Source organism: Nocardia sp. CC213A, from assembly GCF_030766805.1.
GTDB classification, from domain to species: Bacteria; Actinomycetota; Actinomycetes; order Mycobacteriales; family Mycobacteriaceae; genus Nocardia; species Nocardia otitidiscaviarum.
This window is the reverse complement of the sequence record NZ_JASFXA010000019.1, coordinates 33,976-53,586: the sequence shown is the minus strand read 5'-3', so window position 1 is coordinate 53,586 and position 19,611 is coordinate 33,976. Positions and strand designations below refer to the sequence as shown.

The 19,611-nt window shown below is 69.2% G+C and carries 21 protein-coding genes; 5 read left to right on the top strand and 16 right to left on the bottom strand.

The window, feature by feature from the left end:
- Positions 1-13 precede the first annotated feature (13 nt).
- Genes QJS31_RS28755 through QJS31_RS28720 form a run of 8 tightly spaced genes read right to left on the bottom strand, consistent with a single transcriptional unit; the run spans position 14 to position 7,860 of the window.
- On the bottom strand, positions 14-970 hold the full coding sequence (locus QJS31_RS28755; RefSeq protein WP_306358176.1) for an MlaD family protein: 957 nt from the start codon (positions 968-970) through the stop codon (positions 14-16).
- Positions 967-2,028 carry an MlaD family protein gene (locus QJS31_RS28750; protein WP_282782126.1) on the bottom strand — a complete coding sequence of 354 codons (1,062 nt, stop codon included), beginning with the start codon at positions 2,026-2,028 and terminating at the stop codon, positions 967-969. The genes QJS31_RS28755 and QJS31_RS28750 overlap by 4 nt, the downstream gene beginning before the upstream one ends.
- Complete coding sequence (locus QJS31_RS28745) at positions 2,025-3,110, bottom strand: MlaD family protein (protein ID WP_282782124.1); 1,086 nt, start codon at positions 3,108-3,110, stop codon at positions 2,025-2,027. Before QJS31_RS28745 ends, QJS31_RS28750 begins: the two co-directional genes overlap by 4 nt.
- Positions 3,110-4,126, bottom strand: a complete 1,017-nt coding sequence (locus QJS31_RS28740) for an MlaD family protein (RefSeq protein ID WP_282782122.1) — start codon at positions 4,124-4,126, stop codon at positions 3,110-3,112. Before QJS31_RS28740 ends, QJS31_RS28745 begins: the two co-directional genes overlap by 1 nt.
- On the bottom strand, positions 4,123-5,118 hold the full coding sequence (locus QJS31_RS28735; RefSeq protein ID WP_282782120.1) for an MlaD family protein: 996 nt from the start codon (positions 5,116-5,118) through the stop codon (positions 4,123-4,125). The genes QJS31_RS28740 and QJS31_RS28735 overlap by 4 nt, the downstream gene beginning before the upstream one ends.
- On the bottom strand, positions 5,115-6,134 hold the full coding sequence (locus QJS31_RS28730) for an MlaD family protein (RefSeq protein WP_306358175.1): 1,020 nt from the start codon (positions 6,132-6,134) through the stop codon (positions 5,115-5,117). Before QJS31_RS28730 ends, QJS31_RS28735 begins: the two co-directional genes overlap by 4 nt.
- A 17-nt stretch (positions 6,135-6,151) precedes the next feature.
- Positions 6,152-7,018, bottom strand: a complete 867-nt coding sequence (locus QJS31_RS28725) for an ABC transporter permease (RefSeq protein ID WP_029926564.1) — start codon at positions 7,016-7,018, stop codon at positions 6,152-6,154.
- A complete protein-coding gene (locus QJS31_RS28720) occupies positions 7,015-7,860 on the bottom strand; it encodes an ABC transporter permease (protein WP_029926563.1) in 846 nt (281 codons plus the stop codon). The genes QJS31_RS28725 and QJS31_RS28720 overlap by 4 nt, the downstream gene beginning before the upstream one ends.
- A gap of 369 nt (positions 7,861-8,229) precedes the next feature.
- Here QJS31_RS28720 and QJS31_RS28715 point away from each other — a divergent pair, with 369 nt between their 5' ends.
- Positions 8,230-8,457 carry a hypothetical protein gene (locus QJS31_RS28715; RefSeq protein ID WP_039810794.1) on the top strand — a complete coding sequence of 76 codons (228 nt, stop codon included), beginning with the start codon at positions 8,230-8,232 and terminating at the stop codon, positions 8,455-8,457.
- 19 nt (positions 8,458-8,476) lie between these two features.
- Here QJS31_RS28715 and QJS31_RS28710 read toward each other — a convergent pair whose 3' ends face one another.
- Positions 8,477-9,568: a calcium:proton antiporter gene (locus QJS31_RS28710; protein ID WP_282782114.1), complete on the bottom strand. Its 1,092-nt coding sequence runs from the start codon at positions 9,566-9,568 to the stop codon at positions 8,477-8,479.
- A 91-nt stretch (positions 9,569-9,659) separates the two neighbouring features.
- Here QJS31_RS28710 and QJS31_RS28705 point away from each other — a divergent pair, with 91 nt between their 5' ends.
- Positions 9,660-10,385 carry a VIT family protein gene (locus tag QJS31_RS28705; protein ID WP_282782112.1) on the top strand — a complete coding sequence of 242 codons (726 nt, stop codon included), beginning with the start codon at positions 9,660-9,662 and terminating at the stop codon, positions 10,383-10,385.
- A gap of 7 nt (positions 10,386-10,392) precedes the next feature.
- On the opposite strand, the gene QJS31_RS28700 is transcribed toward QJS31_RS28705, so the two are convergent.
- The 3 genes from QJS31_RS28700 to QJS31_RS28690 all read right to left on the bottom strand — a co-directional run bounded on the left by QJS31_RS28700 (position 10,393) and on the right by QJS31_RS28690 (position 11,994).
- Positions 10,393-10,797 carry a hypothetical protein gene (locus QJS31_RS28700; RefSeq protein WP_282782110.1) on the bottom strand — a complete coding sequence of 135 codons (405 nt, stop codon included), beginning with the start codon at positions 10,795-10,797 and terminating at the stop codon, positions 10,393-10,395.
- Between the two features lie 32 nt (positions 10,798-10,829).
- The gene (locus QJS31_RS28695; protein WP_306358174.1) at positions 10,830-11,312 is read right to left on the bottom strand and encodes a hypothetical protein; all 483 of its coding nucleotides are present in this window, start codon (positions 11,310-11,312) and stop codon (positions 10,830-10,832) included.
- Positions 11,313-11,490: 178 nt separating this feature from the next.
- On the bottom strand, positions 11,491-11,994 hold the full coding sequence (locus QJS31_RS28690) for a nuclear transport factor 2 family protein (protein ID WP_282782812.1): 504 nt from the start codon (positions 11,992-11,994) through the stop codon (positions 11,491-11,493).
- Between the two features lie 120 nt (positions 11,995-12,114).
- Between QJS31_RS28690 and QJS31_RS28685 the strand changes: the two genes are divergently transcribed.
- Entirely contained in the window at positions 12,115-13,008 is an 894-nt protein-coding gene (locus tag QJS31_RS28685; RefSeq protein WP_282782810.1) for a LysR family transcriptional regulator, read from the top strand.
- Between the two features lie 122 nt (positions 13,009-13,130).
- On the opposite strand, the gene QJS31_RS28680 is transcribed toward QJS31_RS28685, so the two are convergent.
- Both QJS31_RS28680 and QJS31_RS28675 read right to left on the bottom strand, forming a co-directional pair.
- Complete coding sequence (locus QJS31_RS28680; RefSeq protein WP_282782808.1) at positions 13,131-13,739, bottom strand: NAD(P)-dependent oxidoreductase; 609 nt, start codon at positions 13,737-13,739, stop codon at positions 13,131-13,133.
- Positions 13,740-13,772: 33 nt separating this feature from the next.
- Positions 13,773-14,531, bottom strand: a complete 759-nt coding sequence (locus QJS31_RS28675) for an enoyl-CoA hydratase-related protein (RefSeq protein WP_282782806.1) — start codon at positions 14,529-14,531, stop codon at positions 13,773-13,775.
- A gap of 115 nt (positions 14,532-14,646) precedes the next feature.
- On the opposite strand from QJS31_RS28675, the gene QJS31_RS28670 reads away from it, so the two are divergent.
- Together QJS31_RS28670 and QJS31_RS28665 are read left to right on the top strand one after the other, a co-directional pair.
- Positions 14,647-15,318 carry a PadR family transcriptional regulator gene (locus tag QJS31_RS28670; protein WP_282782804.1) on the top strand — a complete coding sequence of 224 codons (672 nt, stop codon included), beginning with the start codon at positions 14,647-14,649 and terminating at the stop codon, positions 15,316-15,318.
- 195 nt (positions 15,319-15,513) lie between these two features.
- The gene (locus tag QJS31_RS28665) at positions 15,514-16,719 is read left to right on the top strand and encodes an FAD-dependent monooxygenase (RefSeq protein WP_282782802.1); all 1,206 of its coding nucleotides are present in this window, start codon (positions 15,514-15,516) and stop codon (positions 16,717-16,719) included.
- An 83-nt stretch (positions 16,720-16,802) separates the two neighbouring features.
- Here QJS31_RS28665 and QJS31_RS28660 read toward each other — a convergent pair whose 3' ends face one another.
- Both QJS31_RS28660 and QJS31_RS28655 read right to left on the bottom strand, forming a co-directional pair.
- On the bottom strand, positions 16,803-18,830 hold the full coding sequence (locus QJS31_RS28660) for an MDR family MFS transporter (RefSeq protein ID WP_306358173.1): 2,028 nt from the start codon (positions 18,828-18,830) through the stop codon (positions 16,803-16,805).
- A gap of 61 nt (positions 18,831-18,891) precedes the next feature.
- Positions 18,892-19,557 (bottom strand): TetR/AcrR family transcriptional regulator, encoded by a 666-nt coding sequence (locus tag QJS31_RS28655; RefSeq protein ID WP_282782798.1) that lies wholly within the window; start codon positions 19,555-19,557, stop codon positions 18,892-18,894.
- Between the last annotated feature and the right edge of the window lie 54 nt (positions 19,558-19,611).

Genomic DNA, 19,611 nt, shown 5'->3' with positions numbered 1-19,611 from the left:
CCGCTTCCTCCTACTACTTCACATTCACCCGCACGCGCACGGCATCGTCACCGGTGTCGGCGAGCGCCTGCGAGATCAGGGTGCTGATATCGATCTGGGGTCCCGTACCGCGCACCGCGTCCGCCAGGGGTTGCAGGGCGGGTGCGACGGTCTGCAATTCGGGTCCGGCCTGCCGCAACCAGTCGTTCAGCCGTGCCAGGAAGGTAGCCAGCCCGTTGTCGGCCAGATACGCATCGGGTCCGGGGGCACCGTCGACCAGTCTACCGACCGCCTCGACCAGGGCGGTCAGAGCATGCGAGAACTCGACAAATGCCGGGGCGGCGGCGCCCGTGGCCTCGCCCATACCGTCGATATCGGCCGCCGCGGCCTGGAAGCTGTTCAGTAGCTGGGCGATCTTGGGCTCCCGGCTCATAATGGCCGCGGCCAGCAGATCACCGGACCGCTGCAGGGCGGGCATGGCGCCGTCGGTGCCGATGAAGGCCTCGCCCAGGGTGCTCACCAGGGAGCCGACCGCCTCCGGATCGAGCTGGTTCATGGTCTTGGTGACCAGCCGGGCGACCTCAGGGATGGACAGCGGCGGACGCACCGCGGAGGCGTCCAACCGCTGGCCGTCGGCGAGATACGGTCCACCGGGGCCGTTGGGGCGGAACTCCACGTACGGTTCGCCCAGCGCCGACAGGTGTTCGATGACGACGGTGCTGTCGGTCGGCACCCGCCGATCCGCGGCCACCCGGAAGCGCACCTCCACCCCGTCGGCGGTGCCCCGCACGGCGGTCACCTCACCGACCTCGACACCGGTCAGCAGAATCGGCGAACCCACCTCGAGCGATCCCGAATTCGGCAGCACCATGGCGGCGTCGGTGAACTCCGCGAACGGATCCGCCCGCACCACACCGAAGGTCAGATAGCTCGCGCCGACCACGGTGACGACGCCGATACCGGCCAGCGAGGCCAGCGATCCCCATTTCATCGCACGGCTCCGATCATGCGCAGGGTGGCGACCATGCGATCCACCTGCTCGTCCTTGCCAACCGAATCCACCGACACCCCGGTGACATTCACCTTCGCGCCCTGTTCGAAGAACGGAATCACCTTGTCCCGCAACAGCGCGATGAGCAGATTCAGATTGCCCGGCGCGGACAGATCCAGCGGCGCACCCGACATCGCCAGCGGCACGAACGCCTGCGCGGCCGCATCACCCGAGGTGGCGATGGGGGCCAGCCAGGTCAGCGAGGTGCCCAGCGTGCCGAGCGCGGTGAACAGGCCCGCCACCCCGTCGATGGAATGGGTGATGCCGTTCATCTGGTCCACCGAGACCTGGCTCAGCTCATGGTCCAGGAAGCCCATCTTGTCGTGCAGCACTTGCGCATTGGTGCCGAGTCCGTTGAGCAGCAGATCGACCTGGTCCAGGTTGGCGGCCAGGTCGACGGCGTCGGCGGCGAGCACCTGCGCGATGCGCTTGGTCTCGGCCGGATCCTGCGGCAGCACCGCGTTGAACCGGTGGATGATGTCCTGGAGTTGGTCGATGGCGCCGCCCTGGGTGAAGGTGGCCAGCGCGGCCATGGTGTCCTCGAGCTGCACCGGCGGCGCGGTGCGCTCGAGTGGAATGGTGCCGCCGTCGGTCAGCAGATCGCCGAAACCGTCGGTCGGAGTGGTCAACGCCAGGTGGATGTCGCCGAGCACGGTGTTCTGCCGCAGTTCGGCCACGGTGGTGGCGGGCAGCCGCACCGCGCGGGAGATGTCGACATCCACCACCACGTAGCCGCCGCGACCGGCGGGGGCCTGCGCGGCGTCCACCACCCGCACCCCGGCCACCGTGCCGACCATCGCGCCATTGGCGATGACCTTCGCCTTGGCGGGCAGGTTCAGCACATTGTCGAACTCGATGTGCAGCCGATAGGTGGGCCCCGACACCGTGGTGCCGGGCACCGGCACCGAGGCGGGATCGAAGCCACAACCGCCGACACCGGCCAGCAGCGCCGCCGCCAGCACCGCGATTCCGGTGCGGCGCAAGAGTTTCGCCGTCATCGCGCACCCGCCGTTCCCAGCACCAGCTGAACCAGAGGAATCTCGACCATGCCGTTCGCCGCACCGGCGCACCGTCCGGGTGCGACGGCATCGATCGCCGCGCACACCTGCTCGGCGTCCGGCGCGGGCAGTGCCACCCGCGGCGACCCGTAGGTGATGCCGTCGGGACCGGTGACCGCCTGCGCCACCGAGGTGATCACCGGCAGCTTGCGCACCACCTCCGCCAGCGAACCGATATTCGCGCGCAGCAGCCGCACCATGGGCACGGCGTCGTTGAGCGCGTCCATGATCGGATCGCCCGCCAGCACGACCAGGTCGTTGAGCATCGGCAGCACCGCGCCGAGCCGGTCGACCAGCACCGCGCCGGGACCGATCAGCTCGTCGCTGGCGATGGTGAGCGCCGGAGCCAGCCGCAGCAGCATGCTGCGCAGGTCGCCCCAGTGCGTCTCCACCTTCTCGGCCACCGAGGCGAAGGAGTCGAAAATGCCCACCAGATGCGCGATATCGGCGTCCGGTGCGGCCATGGCCGCACCCAGCTTGTTGACGATGTCGTTGATCTCGCGGCCGGTGCCCCGGGTGGCGTCGTCGAGCGCGATCAGGCCGCGGCCCAGCGCGTCCGGGGCGTCGGGGCGCTGGATCTCGGCGGACAGATCCGCCAGCGCGGTCAGCGTCTCGGTGATGCTCTTGGGGGTGAGGGTATTGGTGATGGGCCGGGCCGGATCCCACAGCGCCCGATCCGCGCCGCTGGACAGCACCGCCAGATTCCGGTCGGCCACAATCGATTCGGCGACGGTGGTGGCGGCGGCGTCGGCGTACACCGGATGGTCCGCGTCCACCGAGAAACCGACGGTCACCTTGCCGTTCTCCGGCTCGACCGAATCCACGGTGCCGACCGCGATGCCGCGCATGGTCACCTTGTTGCCCACGTACAGGCCCACCGCGTCGGGCATGATCGCGGTGTAGGAGATGGTCTTCTTCATCGGGTCGAAGATGACGACATAGCCGACCAGGGCGACGAGCACGATCACCAGCGCCCCGGCGACCGACATGAACGCCTGCGATCCGAGCATCCGCTTGAACATCAGCAGTCCCTCCCGGGCAGCGGTACGCAGATGGCGGCCGGCGCGGTGATGGTCTGGCCGGACCGGTCCACACCCACCCCGCCGTCGGGAATCACCAACTGCGACAACTTGTCCTGCAAACTCTGCGCGGCGGTGAGCATGGGCTGGAACTCGCCGCTGAGGCCGCGCAGCGCCGCCACCGCGTCGGTGACCCTGGTCTTCAGCTGGTCGTTCCACACCGGGCCCAGCACGGCCACCCGGTCGAGCACGCCGCTGAGCAACCGGATCGCCTCGGCCATCTCGGCGTGCTTGTCGAGCAGCACCGTGACCAGCAGGTTGGCATTGTCCATGAGGCGGCCGAGATCGGTCTTCGCGCCGTCGTACATGCGCACGTACTCGTCCAGCACCGCGACGGCGTTCGAGACCTGGGTGCGCTGCCGGTTCAACGCGTCGACGTAGGTGCCGAGCGTGTCCAGGGTGGTGCGCAGGGTGTCCGGCGCGGTCTCCAGCGAATCGCCGAGCGCGGTCAGATTGCGGTGCAGCGAGTCGCCGTCGAGCTGCTGCAACGGCGCGGCCGCGGCCTGGAAGGTCTGGATCAGGCTGTAAGGCAGCCGAACTCGGTCCGCGGGGATCGGGGCGTCGCCCAGCGGCCGCTCCCCCGCCGGGAACATCGCCACGTAATGGCCGCCGACCACGGTGAGCATGCGGATGTCCAGCGAGGTCTGATCACCCACGAACACATTGGAATTCACGGTGAAGCGCATGACGACCCGGTCCGGCTTCAGCTCCAGCGATTCCACCTCGCCGACCGAGATGCCGGCGATGCGCACATCGTCACCGGCCTTCACCGACTGTGCCTCGGTCAATTCCGCGGTGTAGGTGTGCTTTCCGAACGGCACCACGTACAGCGCGCCCACCGCCAGCAGGCAGATGGCGAGCAGGATCGCGCCGACGACGCCGCGGCGCAGCTCCCGGCGCTTGCGGGTGTGGTCGTCGATGACCCTGCTCTCGCGGGGCAGCAGGCTCGACAGTCTCATCCGTTGCACAGCACCACCCGCTGACCGGAGACCAGCACCTGGAGCAGACCCGGCAGCTCCGCGGTTCCCCTGCTGCACTGCGGTGTCCAGCCCGAGGCCGACGGCAGCGCGGCGTCCGCGGCGGCCAGCACCGCGGGCAGCCGCCCGAACACCGCCACCGCCTCCTGCGGATCGGGGAACAGCCGCCGGATCAGCTCGTCCACGTCATTGCCCTCGGCCAGGCCCAGGGTGCGCAGCAGCGAGTCGACGGGGGCCAGCACCGACGGCGCGGTCACCGCGAATTGCGCCAGGCCGCCGATGTTCTCGCGCAGCGATTCGAAGATGTCCGACAGTCGAGCCAGCAGCGGCACCAGGTGGTGCACCCGGCCGCCGACCTTGTCCGACAGCTCCGACATATTGCGGATCAGGGTGCCGATCACCTGCTGGCGGTTGTCCACATAGGAGGCGAGTTGGCCGATGGCGTCCAGGGCCGGGCCGACGCCGCTGCCGTCACCCTCGATCACCGCCACCATACTGGCGCTGAACTGGTTGATCGCCTCGGGCGAGATGGTGGCCAGCACCGGCCGTAGGCCGTTGAACAGGCTGGTGACATCGAAGGACGGCACCGTCTGCTCGACGCCGACGGTGGCGTCGGCGGGCAGGCGCACCCCGGGCCGCGGCTGCTGTTGCAGGTCGATGTAGCGCTGCCCGGTCAGGTTCTGGTAGCGGATGGCCAGCGTGCTGTTGTCGTAGATGGCCGCGTCGGTCTTGACGGTCAGGCGCACCCGCGCCCGGGTGCCGTCCAGGTCGATGCCGCGCACCTTGCCCACCTGCACGCCGTACATGCGCACGTCATCGCCCACCTTGAGGCCGTTGGCATCGGTGAACAGCGCGTCGTGCGCCTCGGTCTCGCCCGCGACGGGCCGTTCGATGAGCTGGATGACCATGGCCAGCACGGCCACGATCACCACCGCGAACAGTCCCAGCCGCCAGGCGGCGGCCCCCACCTTCATCGGCCACCTCCCGCACCCAGGAGCGGCACCGCCACGGCGGGCACGCCGCGCAGGTCCACTTCGACATTCAGCACCGGTCCGTTCGGGGTGTCCGGCATGGCGGCGCGCAGCCGGTGCAGCAGTTCGGTCAGCTCGGCGGCGGTGCGCTGCGGCGCGGGCACCATCTGCGCCAGCACCGACAGAATGGCGGCGAGGGTGTCGGTGGTGGCCGAGAGCTGGGTTCCGGCCTGCCCCAGCGTTTCCGACAGGGTGGGCAGCAGCTTGTTCACCACGATGTCCACCCCGTGGTCGTAGGATTCGCGATCCTGTTGCAGCCGTTCGATACTGCGGATCACGTCCACCACCTCGACCGCCGCGCCCGCGAACCGGCCGCCGCCGTCGAAGGCCGGGCCGAGATTGCCGAACAGCTGCGAGGGCGGCATCTTCTGGTTGTCCACCACGGTGCGCGAGGCGGTCACGATGGCCTGCGCCAGCGGCGTGAACGCCTCCACATCCGCCGCGACCTGCGCGATGACCGTGGCCAGCTGCGGAGTCAGCACCGAATCGCCGACCTGCGACATGCTGCGCAGCAGCGAACCCATGGTGGCGTCGTAGACGGCCGCCGACTTGGCGCCGGTCAGGTCGATCTCGGTGCCGGTGCGCAGCGGCGCGCCGCCCGGGCCCCGGCGCAGCTCGATCTCGCTGATGCCGAACAGGTTCTGCGGCGCGTAGTCCACCAGCAGCGAGTCGTCCAGGCCGTACAGCCGCGACTCGTCGAGTCGCAGGGCGATGCGCTGGGTGCCGCGCGCGGCGGGCGTGATGTCCACGACCTTGCCGACCAGCACGCCGTCCAGGCGCACCTGGGTGCCCGCCAGCACGCCGTCACCGATCTGCTCGGTGTGCAGTGAGATGCGCAGTCCCGCATCGGCGGTCATGGCGCGAATGCCGTACCAGGCCGCGGTCACGGCCACCACCACCGCGACCGCGATGGCTCCCACCTTCATCGCCCGGCCGCGGTCCACCGCGACCCCGGGCATTCCGTAATTCGGCATCCCTACCCCGTGAACGTGATCGCCGAGTTGAAGCCCCACAGCGCGATGGACAGCACCATGTCGATGGCGACGATCGCCACGGAGCTGGCCCGCACCGCCTTACCCGACGCGATGCCCACACCCTCCGGGCCGCCGGTGGCGAAGAACCCGTAGTAGCAGTGGATGAGGATGACCACGGTGGCGAAGATGGCCACCTTGATCACCGCCGCGATCACGTCGAATCCGGTGACGAACTGGAAGAAATAGTGGTCGTACACGCCCGCGGCGGACCCGTGCACCAGCGTGATCAGGCCACGGCAGGACAGGTACGACAGGATGAGCGCGATCAGGAAGGTCGGGATGATGGCGACCGCACCGGCCAGCACGCGGGTGGTGACCACGAACGGCACCGAGCGCAGGCCGAGCGATTCGATGGCGTCGATCTCCTCGGAGATGCGCATGGAGCCGATCTCGGCGGTCATCCGGCAGCCCGCCTGCGCGGCGAAGCCGATGGCGGCCGCGATGGGCGCGAGTTCGCGCGTGGTCGCGTAGGCCGACACCAGGCCGGTCACCGGTCCCATGCCGAGCATGTCCAGGGTGGCGAACGATTCCACCGCCACCGACGCGCCCATGACCAGGCCGAGCACGATCATCATGGGGACGGTGCCGCCGCCCACGATGACCGAGCCGCGGCCCCAGGTCATATTGGTGATGGCGCGCATGGTCTCGTCGCGATAGCGCTGCAGCGTCAACGGAATCGACGACAGCACCTGCCAGACGAAGGCCAGCACGAAGCCGAGATTCTCGATGCGGCGCAGGATCAGCCCGCGGCGGCGATAGAAGCGCGCGAACCAGCCGAGTCCCTTGGGGACGTAGGTCGATGTGGTCATGCCAGCCTCGTGGGCAGGAACATGGCGGTGATCTGAGTGGCGACCAGGTTCACCACGACGATGGACACCACCGAGAGCACCACCGCGGCGTTCACGGCGTCGGCCACGCCGCGCGGGCCGCCCTTGGCCTCGAGTCCGCGCTGACAGGCGATGACGACCACCAGGAAGCCGAAGATGACCGCCTTCACCAGCGACACCCACACGTCGGCGGTGGTGGCGAAGGAGCCGAAGGTGGCCCAGTAGCTGCCCGGCGTGACGTTCTGGCCGCCGACCGCCACCGCGTATCCGGCGAGGACGCCGACGAAGATGATGAGGATGTTCAGCAGCGGGGCCACGAACAGCATGGCCACCATGCGCGGGATGACCAGCCGGTGAATCGGGCTGATGCCCATGGTGTTCAGCGCGTCGATCTCCTCGCGGATGGTGCGCGCCCCGAGGTCGGCGGCGATGGCCGCCGCGCCCGCACCGCCGAGCAGGAAGCCGGTAGCCAGTGGCGCTCCCTGTTTGATGACGCCGAGCCCGCCCGCCGCGCCCAGCAGCGAATCCGCGCCGAGGGTGTGGATGATATTGCCGACCTGCACCGAGACGATGACGCCGAACGGGATGGCGATGAGGATCGCGGGCAGCGCCGTGACGGTGATGAGCCGCCACGCCTGGATGATGGCCTCCCGCCACTGGAACTGCCCGCGCGCGATATCGCTCACCGCGCCGGTGACGGTCTCCTGGGCGATACCGGCGGCCCGTCCGAAGGTACGCAGGGAGGACACGACGGTTCCGGAGAAGTTGTCGCGCACGATCCGTGCGGCGGATGGGGTCGGTAGCGACCGGGTGTCGGGCTTCAAATCATTCTTCTCCGTGATCGGCAACACTGCCTGCCATCAAAGCTAATGGTTACGGGCAGTTACAACAAATCGGGTTACGGTGTGACCGACACCGCCAAGCTACCGGCCGGTATCAACGCCGACCCCCAGGTCAAGAGGCTATATCTGCATGTTAAGGCGTGTTCTGGAACCCGTTATCAGCGGTAACAGCTATCGCTGTGGCGGATATCACCGCCCCGGCGAACCGCCGGCATCGAGGTTTCGGAGCCCTCGGTCATACCTCGGCCGCGCAGTAAGTGAACTGTCAGCAATCGCGATGGCCGTCGTCAGCGCCGTACGAATTCGCGTGAATCGGCTCCCCCGCACCGCTGGGAGGAGTTCACTGGCGGTGTGGATCAGACAGTGACCGCGATCCTGGGGGCCATCGAAGCCGACGACTGGACCACATTCGCGAAACTCGTTCACCCCTACGTGCACTGGTCCGAGAGCGGCCACATCACCCGGGGCCGCACCCGGGTGATGGCCATGCTCGCCGGACGTCCGCACAATGGCGATTCGACACCGCCCGCCCGCGCCTACGAACTACGCGACGGACAGGTGTACCGCTGGACCTCGTGAAGCGCGAGGCTCGTGAAGCTCAGGGACTGACGGCCAGGAACAGGAAGCCGGAGAACACCACCAGGTGCACACAGCCCTGGAGCAGCGTGGCCCGGCCGGGCACCACCGTGAGCGCGCCGACCACCACCGTCAGCGCCAGCAGCACCATCTGAGTGGCGCCGAGCCCCAGCATGAGCGGCCCCTCGATCCAGATCGAGGCCAGCGCGATGGCCGGAATCGTCAGCCCGATACTGGCCATGGCCGAGCCCAGCGCCAGATTCATGCTGATCTGCACCCGGCCCCGCCGGGCCGACCGCACCGCCGCGAGCGCCTCCGGCAGTAGCACCAGCAGCGCGATCACCACACCGACCGCGGACTGCGGCAGCCCAGCCGAGGCGATGGCGGATTCGATATTCGGGGATACGGTCTTGGCCAGACCGACCACGCCGACCAGGGCCAGCAGCAACAGGCCCAGGCTGGCCAGCGCCCGCCCACCGGTCGGCGGCTGTTCGTGCTCATCGTGGACCACGGTGGCGGGACCGCCCTCGACCGGCAGGAAATCGTCCGGATGCCGGACCGTCTGGACCATGACGAAGACGCCGTAGAGCACCAGCGCCGCCACCGCCGCGAAGGCCAACTGCCCACCCGAGAACACCGGACCCGGTTCACTGGTGGTGAACGTCGGCAGCACCAGGCACAGGGTGGCCAGGGTCGCCACCGTGGCCAGCGCCGCGCCGGTGCCCTCGGCGTTGAAGACCGCCACCCGCCGCCGCAACGCACCCACCAGCAGCGACAGACCGACGATGCCGTTGCAGGTGATCATCACCGCCGCGAAGACGGTGTCGCGGGCCAGCGATGCCGCCTTGTCACCGCTGGAGATCATGAGCGTGACGATCAGGCCGACCTCGATGACCGTCACCGCGACCGCGAGCACCAGCGCGCCCAGCGGTTCGCCCACCTTGTGCGCGACCACCTCGGCGTGATGCACCGCCGACAGCACCGCCCCTATCAGGGCCGCGCTCACCAGAATCACCGCTGCCCCGTTCAGATCGCGACCCCAGGAAACCGCCAGCACCAGGGCGGCGAAGAGGGGAACGAGCGTGGACCAGTGACGCAGAAAGAAGCGGGCCATACTGTCCAGTTTCGCAGCTAATCCGGTGCACACCTGGAAAGGAGAGCTTTACCTCGCTTGATTCATGGGAGGAATCACTTAGGCTGCGGTCGTGGACCAGACAACCGGGCCCCAGGCGCACCCGCACGAACCGCATGCAGAAGGGTTCGCATCCAAGCTCAACTGGCTGCGGGCCGGGGTGCTCGGCGCCAACGACGGCATCGTCTCCACCGCCGGTCTGGTGGTGGGCGTCGCGGCGGCGACCACGGACGCCACCAATATCCTCACCGCGGGCGTCGCCGGACTCACCGCCGGTGCGATCTCCATGGCGGCCGGCGAGTACGTCTCGGTGAGCACCCAGCGCGACTCCGAGAAGGCGTTGCTGGCCAGGGAGAGACGCGAACTGGCCGAGCAGCCGGACTACGAACTCGACGAGCTCACCGATATCTACCGGGCCAAGGGACTCTCACCGGAGACCGCTCGCAAGGTCGCCGAGGAACTCACCGCCCACGACGCCTTCGCCGCGCACGCCGAGGCCGAACTGCGTTTGGACCCCGACGAACTCACCAATCCGTGGCAGGCCGCGCTCTCCTCGGCCGTGGCGTTCACCGTCGGCGCGCTGCTGCCGCTGCTGGCCATCCTGCTGCCGCCGGTGTCGTGGCGGATTCCGGTCACCTTCGCGGCAGTGGTGGTGGCACTGGCCATCACGGGTTCGGTGAGTGCGCGGCTGGGCGGCGGCAACCCGCGCCGCGCGGTGCTGCGCGTGGTGATCGGCGGTGCGCTGGCCATGGCCGTCACCTACGGAATCGGCCAGCTCGCGGGAGTCTCCGGAATCTGACGCGCGGTCAGCGACCCGGGTACACCGCCTCGGCCGGAATGTAGTTCTCGGTGCCCGGCGGCTTGGGCACACAGACCCAGTCGCCGTCCCGGAACTCCCACGCCGAGATGACATTGTCGTGCGTGCAGTCGTCACCCACGCGGCGGTCGGCCAGGTCTATCGGCGGCGCCACCGGAGTGGGAATGCGCACGGCGGGTGCGGGTTCCGGGGCGAACGCGGTGGTCGTCGGCGCGAGCGCGGTGGTGGACGGCGCGAGCGTGCTCGCGGGGACTCGCTCACCGCCCGTTCGCGTGTCGTCGCGACCGGTGAGCAGCATGCCCGCCGCGACGGCGAGCACCAGCACGCCCGCGATCACCACGACCACCGCGAGGGCGCGCGGTGTGATGTCACCATCGCTGTGTCCTTCGGCCATACCTGGACTCCTTCGATGCGCGGCCGCCCGGACTACGGGGCGGGCGGCGGGGGCGGCGGGGGCACCAGCCAGGGTGGCAGGAACGGCACCAGCACCTCCGGTACCGGGGGCGGCGGGGGCGGCGGCGGGGGTGCGGGAGCCGGTTCGGGGGCGGGCGGCGGCTCGGGCGCCGGTTCCACGTAGACCGGTTCCGGCGCGGGAGCCGGTTCCGGCGCGGGAGCCGGGGCCGGGGCGGGAGCCGGGGCCGGGGCGGGCGGGGCCTCGGCGGACGAGCGGGCGGGTTCGACGGGGGCGGTCCGCGTCGCACTCGACGCCGGGGGCACGGTGCTCTCCTCGGTCCGACCGTGACTGCCCTCGAACCAGGTCAGCGGATTGCCGCCGAGGACGGCGAAGGTGAGCACCAGTGCCGCCGCGACCATGAGTCCGACGGCACGCGGCGGTACGGCACCGTTGGCGGACACGCCGAGCATGCCCTCGGTCTCCCGGGTGCCGCGCCCCTGCGTGCCGCCTGCCATTTGCTGAGACTCCCTCGGTTCCAAGCACCTGCTCCAGTAATCCGAAAAGCTCCTCCCCCAGACGCTACACAGATTTGCTGCGAGACAGTGGCAGCAGATCCCAAGGCTAATATTCCAGCTGAGTATCTATTGCATACGTTTGCGAGAAATTAGCGCAATAGCATTCGCCGAGCCGTGCTCACGCGCCGAAGATCGCGCGCGGATCGCCCTGGTACCAGACATTGTCGATGCGGATGCGCCGCAGCAGCCAGCGCCCGCCATCTCGCACCAGCTCGACGTCGTAGAGGTTCTTCAGCAGGGCGAAGGTGTCGTGCTCGACCGTGAGCAGGTGCTGCGCCTCCACCAGAGCGGTCAGGCGTGCGGTGTCATCGTCGACGACGATGCGCGGATTGGTGACCTGATGGGTGGTGTCCACGCGGCCGACGAAGCCGTCGAGGATGGTGGTGACGATGGCGTCGCGACCGGTCATGAGCGGGACGACGCCACCCCACGCCGCGGCGGCCGGCTGGAAGTCGAGTTCGGCGTCCGCGGCGAAGGCCGAGGCGAACAGCTCCTTGTCCTGGAGATCCTGGCCGAGGCCGAATCGGTACAGCGCATCCAGAATCTCGGCCCGGTCGGCGAGTTCACGAACGGCGGCCTCGGCGGTGCCGGCGGCGAGGGCGCGGGTCTCGGTGACGTACATGGTTCCTCCTGGTGGAGCGCTATCGGACTCCTACAACCTCGCTCGCCACGCGATCGGGAACAATGAGAACCTGCGCAATGATCATCAAGCTTGGATTAACGATCGAGGGGATCACCCGGCATGCTGGAGCGGCACGAACTCGAGACGTTCCTCGTCCTCGCCGAGGAGCTGCATTTCGGCCGCACCGCCGAACGGCTGCGCGTCACCACCGCGCGGGTGAGCCAGACCATCGCGAAAATGGAACGGCGACTGGGGGTTCCGCTGTTCGAGCGCAGCAGCCGCCGGGTGCGCACGACACCGGCCGGGCGGGAACTGTACGCCGAACTGCGCCCGGCCTGGGATCGCGTCACCGCCGCGGTGCGCCGCACCATGGACACCGGCCGCGGCCGCGCCGGCACCCTGGAGGTCGCCTTCGTGGACGCGGCGACCGGACAGCTGCTGGTGCGCGCCGCCGAACAGTTCCGCGCACGCCTGCCCGATGTCGCGGTGCGGCTGCGCGAAGCCCAACCGGCACAGGTGATCCCGTGGCTGCACGCGGGGGAGATCGATATGGCGCTGGATATGGTGCCGTTCCCGGCTGAGGGCATCACCGCCGGTCCCGACCTCGTCACCGAGGCGCGCCTGCTGGCGGTGCCGGCCGCCCACCCCTTCGCCGCCCGCACCGCGATCACCCTGGCCGAGCTGGCCCGGGTCACCGTATTGCGGCTGCCGCCCGAGATCCCCGCGGCCATCCGCGATATCCGCACTCCCCCGGCCACGCCCGCGGGCCATCCGATTCCGGCCGGACCCACCGCCGCCACCTACGGCGAACTGCTCACCCTGGTGGCCGCGGGGCAGGGCGTCTTCCCGATCGGGGCGCACGCACGCCGCTACAACGCCCGGCCCGACGTGGCGTTCGTTCCCATCCGCGACGCACCGCCGGTGCGCTGGGCGCTGCTGTGGCGTACCGCGGGCGAGAACGCCTCGGTTCGCGAATTCGCCCGCGCCGCCGCCGACCTCGCGCGGACCTCATGACTTCCTTCTACAACCTGCGGGCCGATGTCCCGGGGTTGCCGACCGAACCCGAGGCGGTAGTCGCACGCGTCGACGATCTCGCCCCTGGTCATGGGCCGGTCGCCTCCCGACGGTGCCGAGGCCTACTCGACGGGCTCGATATCGCGCGCCGAACCGTCGACGAGGCGGTAGACCCCCGGCGTGAGGTCGAGGGCGAGCAGACTGCGGTCGGCGGCCTCGGCGACGTGGATACGCGGATCGTCGGGCATGTCGTCGGGGTAATACGTTCCGGGACCGTAGAATTGGCCGTACCGCAACACCACCCCGTCGACCGCCAGCACCGCGTCCTCCAGGAACTCCGCGGCCCGCTGCCCCTCACCACCCAACTCCCACGCCACGCTCTGGGCGATGACGCGCGGCGCTCCGGCCGCGGCGGCGGCCGCCAGCAGATTGCGGGTGCCCTCGACGCGAATCCGCGCGTTCGCACCGCGCCCCTCGGCGATCCGGGCCGGATCGTCGGGCAGATCGGTGAGCTGGTGCATGATCAGGTCCGGAGCGTAGGCGACGACGGCATCGGTCAATGCCGCGGCGTCGTACACATCGCAGACCACCGGTTCCGCGCCCGCGGCGCGCACACCGGCCGCCTTGTCCGCCGACCGCGTCATACCCGCCACCTGATATCCCGCCGCGATGAGCAGCGGCACCAGCCGACCACCGAGGACGCCGGTCGCGCCCGCCAGGAAGATGCGCATGTCACCGACCCTAGGGGACGTGAGGACCGATGATCACTCCGGCCAGACCGGCGGACGCTTCTCCAGGAAGGCGGTCATGCCCTCCTTGGCGGCGGGGAGCTGCGATGCCTGGGCCATGGCCTCGAGCGCGATGTCGTAGGCGTCCGCCTCCGGGCGGTCCAACTGCGCGTAGACGGTGCGCTTGCCCAGCGCCTTGCTGGCGCGGCTGCCCCGGGTGGCGCGGGCCAGCAGTTCGTCCACGGCGGCGTCCAGATCCGCGAGCGGCACCGCGCGGTTGATCAGGCCCCATTCGGCGGCAGTGGCGGCGTCGACGGGGTCGCCGGTGAGGACGAGTTCCATGAAGCGTTTGCGGCCGACCGAGCGGGCGACCGGTACCGCCGGGGTGTGGCAGAACCAGCCGCCCTTGCCGCCGGGCAGGGCGAAGGCGGCGGTGTCGGCGGCGATGGCGAGGTCGCAGGAGGCCACCAGTTGGCAGCCCGCCGCGGTGGCCAGCGCGTGCACGCGGGCGATCACCACCTGGGGGACGCTCTGCACGGTGCGCATGAGCTCGGTGCACAGGTGCAGCAGTTCCCGCACACCCTCGAGGTCGCGCGTCGCCACATCGGCGAAATCGTGCCCGGCCGAGAACACCGGGCCCTCGGCGGCCAGCACGATGCCGGTGGCATCCGACTCGCCCGCCGCCCGGAAGGCCGTCAGCAACTCCTCCAGGTGCTGGTGGGACAGGGCGTTGCGCTTGGCCGGGCGGTTCATGGTGATGCGGAGGGTGGATCCGGATCGCTGCACGTCAACCATGCCTTCGCAGGCTACCGGAGCGGGGGTGCGAGCCGCCGGAAAAGCCGAATCGGGGATTGCTTGCCGATGAATACTCGTAGGCGTATATTCGTCTACGAGTAAGGAGGTGAACGGGATGGCCCGCAAACGCAAGGTCGGCAATCTGCTCGCCCTCGGCGTGCTGTCGGTCCTGGTCGAGCGGCCCATGCACCGCTACGAGATCGCCGCCACGCTCGAGGCCCGCGGCAAGGACCGGGATATGGCGATCAAATGGGGATCGCTGTACACCGTCGTCGGAAATCTGGCGAAGCACGGCTTCCTCGAGGTCGTGGGCAGCGAGCGCGACGGCGCCCGCCCCGAACGCGTCATCTATCGCATCACCGCGGCCGGACGCGCCGAACTCGCCGACTGGACCCGTGAACTCATCGCCGACCCACAGCCCGAGCCGCGCCGCTTCGTGGCCGGGCTCTCCGTCATGTCGGGACTGGCTCCGGACGAGGTGATCGAACTGCTGGGGCAACGCCTCACCAAGCTGGAGGCCGAGATCACCTCCGGCCGTGCGCAATTGGCCGACCTCGACGGCACCCTGCCGCGACTCTTCCTGGTCGAGAACGATTTCGAGTTGGCCATGCTGGAGGCCGAGGCGGCCTGGGTGCGCGCCCTGCGCGACTCCTTCGCCGACGGCAGCTTTCCCGAGGTGGAGCTGTGGCGGCGCTGGTACGGCGAGGGCGCCTCCCCCGCCGACATCACGGCCGAGGTGAACGACCGGATCGAGAAGGGAGCGCCGACCAGGCCCGACACGAACTGAACGATACGTCCGGGGCGAACGCCCCTGATACCGACCGAGCCCCGACGAGGTGCGGCAACACCTGCGTCGAGGCCCGGGTAACACCGTCTCGAACCGACCCGTACGGGTGAAACCGGATCCGAGTTTGGCAACCACAGGATAACCGGGTTCACCTGGCATGAGCCGGTTCGGGTAGACACACCCGAGGAGAAACCCATGTCCCCCATTCGCACCGCCATCGTCATCGGCGGCGGCATCTCCGGCCCGGTAGCCGCGACCGCGCTCCGCAGGGCGGGTATCGACGCCCGCGTCTTCGAGGCGTATCCGGGTCCGGCCTACGGCATCGGCTCGGTGCTGGCCTTGGCCCCCAATGGGCTGGCCGCGCTGGACATCATCGGCGGAGGTGATGCCGTACGCGCGGTGTCGGCACCCATCCGGCACCAGCTCATGAGCGTCGGCGGCCGACGGGTGGCCGCACCGTCGCTCACCGATGTGGAACCGCTGCACCTGGTCGAACGCTCGACCCTGCACCGCGTGCTGCACGACAACGCGGTCGCCGCCGGGGTCCCGTTCGAATACGGCAGGCGGCTCACCGATGTCGAGGAGCATGCCGATGGAGTCACCGCGATCTTCGCCGACGGCACCACCGCCACCGCCGATGTGCTGATCGGAGCCGACGGAATTCGCTCCACCGTGCGCGGGCTCATTGATCCGAACGCGCCCGGTCCGAGATTCCTGCGGATGCTCGGCTTCGGCGCGGCCACCACCTGCCCGGTCGAGGTGCCGCCCGAGACCATGGTCTTCGCCTTCGGCGCGCAGGCGTACTACCTGTACTGGGCACTGCCCGACGGTCGCGTCGGGTGGGGCGCGAATCTGCCGCACGACCAGTATCTGTCCTTGACCGAGGCCCGCTCCGTGCCCGCCGACCGATGGCTGCGGACCCTGCGGGAGACCTACGCCGCGGACGATGCGGGTGCGGAACTGGCCGCGGCTACCACCCCCGAGCAACTGGAGGTGGCCGGCGCACTGCACATCATGCCGTCGGTGCCGCACTGGCATCGCGGCCGGATGGTACTCAGCGGCGACGCGGTCCACGCGCCGAGCAACACCTCCGGGCAGGGCGCGTCACTGGCCATCGAGAGCGCGCTCGAACTGGCCCGTTGCCTGCGCGACATCGACGATCCGACAACGGCTTTCACCACCTACGAGGCCATGCGCCGCCCCCGGGTGGAAGGCGTGGCGGCCCGGGTGGCGCGGATGAACCGAACCAAGGCGGCAGGGCCGATCGCCCGGCGGGCCATGTATCTGTTGCTGCCGCTCGTGGTGAAGATGATGGATCCGGAGAAGACTCTCGGACCCGAACAACGGTTCCGGATCGATTGGGACGCGCCGGTGCGCCCCGTCGCGGCGGCAGCCGGATGATCGAGGGCTCTCACCACCGTCGGACCTGAACGCTGAAAGCAGTGCTGCCGTGGCCCTTTCCGTCAGGGTCGCGGCCGCGTGCGCTAGGTCTTCAGCGGCAATACATCCGGGCGGTCGGCCTCGTCCAGCAGTTTCGTGGCGATATTGTCCAAGGCCCGGTCCAGCAGGGCGCGATCGTCGGGGTCGCTGAGATTCCAATCCACCAGTTGGGTGTCGAGCCAGGCGCGCCACGCCCCTTTGATCCGCTCGGCTTCGATCCGACCGGTGTCGGTGAGGGTCAGCCGGTCGCCGTCGATCTCGAGCTGGCCGTGCTGTCGCGCCCGCTCGTACAGCGGGGCGATCACTTCCGGCGGGATCCAGTGCGTGCGAGCGATATCCGTGAGCGTCGCCGCTCCGCGCAGCCGCTCGTACAGCCGGACCTGTCCCAGCGCCCACGCCTCGTCCGGGGTGAGCGAACTGCCCGCCGCGGCCGCGATCCGCGGTGCTGGGACCGCGTCGTCGCGCAGGCCGCGGATCACTCGCGCGACGGCGTTCTCCAACTGCACCAGGCGATCCGGGGAGTCCGGCACCGAGAAGCCGCCGCCCACATCCGATGCCTCGGCGCGCACGCTGTCGCGCAGCGGAACCTGTTTGAGGAACCACGCCACCAGGAAGCCGAGCACCGCCACCGGCACCACCCAGCGGAACACGTAGCCGATGGATTCGGCGTAGGCGTGCACGATCGGCGCGATCTCGGTGAACGGCAGCCGCCACAGCGCCTCGGGATTCGAAGCGACCTGCGGGGAAACGACTTTCGACTCCTCCAGCGCCGCCGCCAGGTTCGGGGTGAGCTGATTGGTGTACAGGGTGCCGAACACCGTGGTGCCGAAGGCGCTGCCGATGGTCCGGAAGAAGGTCACCCCGGAGGTGGCGGTGCCCAGATCGGCGTACGGCACGGTGTTCTGCACGACGATGGTGAGCACCTGCATGGTCAGGCCGATGCCCAGACCCAGGATCATCATGTACGCCGACTGCTCCCAGAACCCGGTGTTCTCGTCCATGGTCGACATGAGGAACAGGCCGACCGCCATCACCGCGGTGCCGAGGATGGGAAAGATCTTGTACGTGCCGGTGCGGCCGACCACCACACCCGAGAGGATCGAGGTGGCGAAGAGGCCGATCACCAGTGGCAGCGTGCGCAGTCCGGACGCGGTGGCCGAAACGCCCATGACGTACTGGAGGAAGGCGGGCAGGAAGGTCATCGCGCCGAGCATGGCGAAACCCACGATGAAGCTCAGCACCGAGCACACGGTGAAGACATTGCCGCGGAACAGGTGCATGGGCAGCATCGGCTCCTCGGCCCGCAACTCCACCGCGACGAAGGCCGCCAGCGCCACCGCCGCACCGACGAACAGGCCGATGATGGTGGGCGATCCCCACGCGTATTCCTGTCCGCCCCATTCCAATCCGAGGATCAGGCAGGTGACGCCGATGGCGACCAGCGCGATGCCGAGATAGTCGACGATCGGTTTCACCTCGGCGCGCAGCGTCGGAATGAAGCGCGCGGCCATGAGGATCATGAGCACGGCCAGCGGCACGTTCACGTAGAAGCACCACCGCCAGCTCAGATGGTCGGTGAACAGGCCGCCCAGTGTCGGGCCGAGCACCGTGGTCAGGCCGAAGACCGCACCCAGCGCGCCCTGGTACTTGCCGCGTTCGCGCAGCGGGATCACATCGGCGATGAGGGCCATGGAGGTGACCATGAGCCCACCCGCGCCGACGCCCTGGATGCCGCGCGCCACGATGAGCAGGGTCATGTCCTGCGCCATGCCGGCGACGATGGAGCCGAGGATGAAGATCGCGCCGCTCACCTGGAATACCAGCTTGCGGCCGAACAGGTCGCCGAACTTGCCCGCCAACGCGGTCGCGATGGCCTCGGTCACCAGGTAGGCGGTCACCACCCAGGCCATATGGCCCGCGCCGCCCAGGTCGGCGACGATGGTGGGCAGGGCGGTGGACACGATGGTCTGGTCCAGCGCCGCCATGAGCATGCCGAGCACCACCGTCGCGAAGACGAGGTGCACACCGGCTCGGCTCACGGACGGGGGCGCGGCCACGCTGGCACCGGTCATCGGCCCAGTATCCGAGGCGGCGCGACCGATCTACAGCAACGACACGGCTAATACACCGGTATCAGGCGGCGCGTACGGCGTAGTTCCCCAGCGACGGTTCCAGCAGATCGAAGGCGGTGCCGATACAGCCGAGGATCGCGGTGGCGACAGTGTCGTCGTCCTCACCGGATAGCGTGCGGCGCAAGGTTTCTTCGAACAGTGCCCGGTGCACGCCGCCGAGTTGAGCGGCGGCGATCCGCGGTGTGATGTCGACCGCGCCGTCCACGCCGGTCTCCGCGGCCAAGGTCTCGGCGAGGGCGCGCTCGCGCTCCTCGTGAAATTCCCGCAACCGAGCCACCAGGGCCGGGCTGCCGGTGATGAGGCGGGCGAACTCCAGGCCGGAGAAGCCGACCACCGGGTTCCGGGCGGCGGCGTCGGCGAGGTAGGCGCGACGCAGCGCGGCCAGGGCGGATTCACCCGCGCGCCGCTCCAGCACGGTGCGGGCGAGTCCGCTCACGAACTCGTCGTGCAGATCCAGGACGAGGTCTTCCTTACGGGGGAAGTAGTTGGTGACGGTCATCTTCGCGACGTCGGCCGCCGCGGCGATCTCGGCGATGGTCACCGGGTCGAAGCCGCGTTCCAGGAACAGGCGGGTGGCGGTATCGGAGATGTTCTGCCTGGTCTGCAGCTTCTTGCGCTCCCGAAGGCCGAGCGGGGCCGCCGTCGGAGTCGAAGTCCGTGTGCTCATACCGACCAGCATATCCGATCTCGTCATAAATTCGATGTTGACATATTTTTAGGT

What these genes read in the sequence shown, in the direction of transcription:
- QJS31_RS28665 (WP_282782802.1), top strand. Translation starts at nt 15,514, where the DNA reads ATGTCCCCCATTCGCACCGCCATCGTCATCGGCGGCGGCATCTCCGGC.
- QJS31_RS28655 (WP_282782798.1), bottom strand. Translation starts at nt 19,557, where the DNA reads ATGAGCACACGGACTTCGACTCCGACGGCGGCCCCGCTCGGCCTTCGG.
- QJS31_RS28735 (WP_282782120.1), bottom strand. Translation starts at nt 5,118, where the DNA reads ATGAAGGTGGGGGCCGCCGCCTGGCGGCTGGGACTGTTCGCGGTGGTG.
- QJS31_RS28725 (WP_029926564.1), bottom strand. Translation starts at nt 7,018, where the DNA reads ATGACCACATCGACCTACGTCCCCAAGGGACTCGGCTGGTTCGCGCGC.
- QJS31_RS28680 (WP_282782808.1), bottom strand. Translation starts at nt 13,739, where the DNA reads ATGCGCATCTTCCTGGCGGGCGCGACCGGCGTCCTCGGTGGTCGGCTG.
- QJS31_RS28685 (WP_282782810.1), top strand. Translation starts at nt 12,115, where the DNA reads ATGCTGGAGCGGCACGAACTCGAGACGTTCCTCGTCCTCGCCGAGGAG.
- QJS31_RS28670 (WP_282782804.1), top strand. Translation starts at nt 14,647, where the DNA reads ATGGCCCGCAAACGCAAGGTCGGCAATCTGCTCGCCCTCGGCGTGCTG.
- QJS31_RS28745 (WP_282782124.1), bottom strand. Translation starts at nt 3,110, where the DNA reads ATGTTCAAGCGGATGCTCGGATCGCAGGCGTTCATGTCGGTCGCCGGG.
- QJS31_RS28690 (WP_282782812.1), bottom strand. Translation starts at nt 11,994, where the DNA reads ATGTACGTCACCGAGACCCGCGCCCTCGCCGCCGGCACCGCCGAGGCC.
- QJS31_RS28675 (WP_282782806.1), bottom strand. Translation starts at nt 14,531, where the DNA reads ATGGTTGACGTGCAGCGATCCGGATCCACCCTCCGCATCACCATGAAC.
- QJS31_RS28700 (WP_282782110.1), bottom strand. Translation starts at nt 10,797, where the DNA reads ATGGCCGAAGGACACAGCGATGGTGACATCACACCGCGCGCCCTCGCG.
- QJS31_RS28730 (WP_306358175.1), bottom strand. Translation starts at nt 6,134, where the DNA reads ATGCCCGGGGTCGCGGTGGACCGCGGCCGGGCGATGAAGGTGGGAGCC.
- QJS31_RS28710 (WP_282782114.1), bottom strand. Translation starts at nt 9,568, where the DNA reads ATGGCCCGCTTCTTTCTGCGTCACTGGTCCACGCTCGTTCCCCTCTTC.
- QJS31_RS28660 (WP_306358173.1), bottom strand. Translation starts at nt 18,830, where the DNA reads ATGACCGGTGCCAGCGTGGCCGCGCCCCCGTCCGTGAGCCGAGCCGGT.
- QJS31_RS28755 (WP_306358176.1), bottom strand. Translation starts at nt 970, where the DNA reads ATGAAATGGGGATCGCTGGCCTCGCTGGCCGGTATCGGCGTCGTCACC.
- QJS31_RS28750 (WP_282782126.1), bottom strand. Translation starts at nt 2,028, where the DNA reads ATGACGGCGAAACTCTTGCGCCGCACCGGAATCGCGGTGCTGGCGGCG.
- QJS31_RS28740 (WP_282782122.1), bottom strand. Translation starts at nt 4,126, where the DNA reads ATGAGACTGTCGAGCCTGCTGCCCCGCGAGAGCAGGGTCATCGACGAC.
- QJS31_RS28695 (WP_306358174.1), bottom strand. Translation starts at nt 11,312, where the DNA reads ATGGCAGGCGGCACGCAGGGGCGCGGCACCCGGGAGACCGAGGGCATG.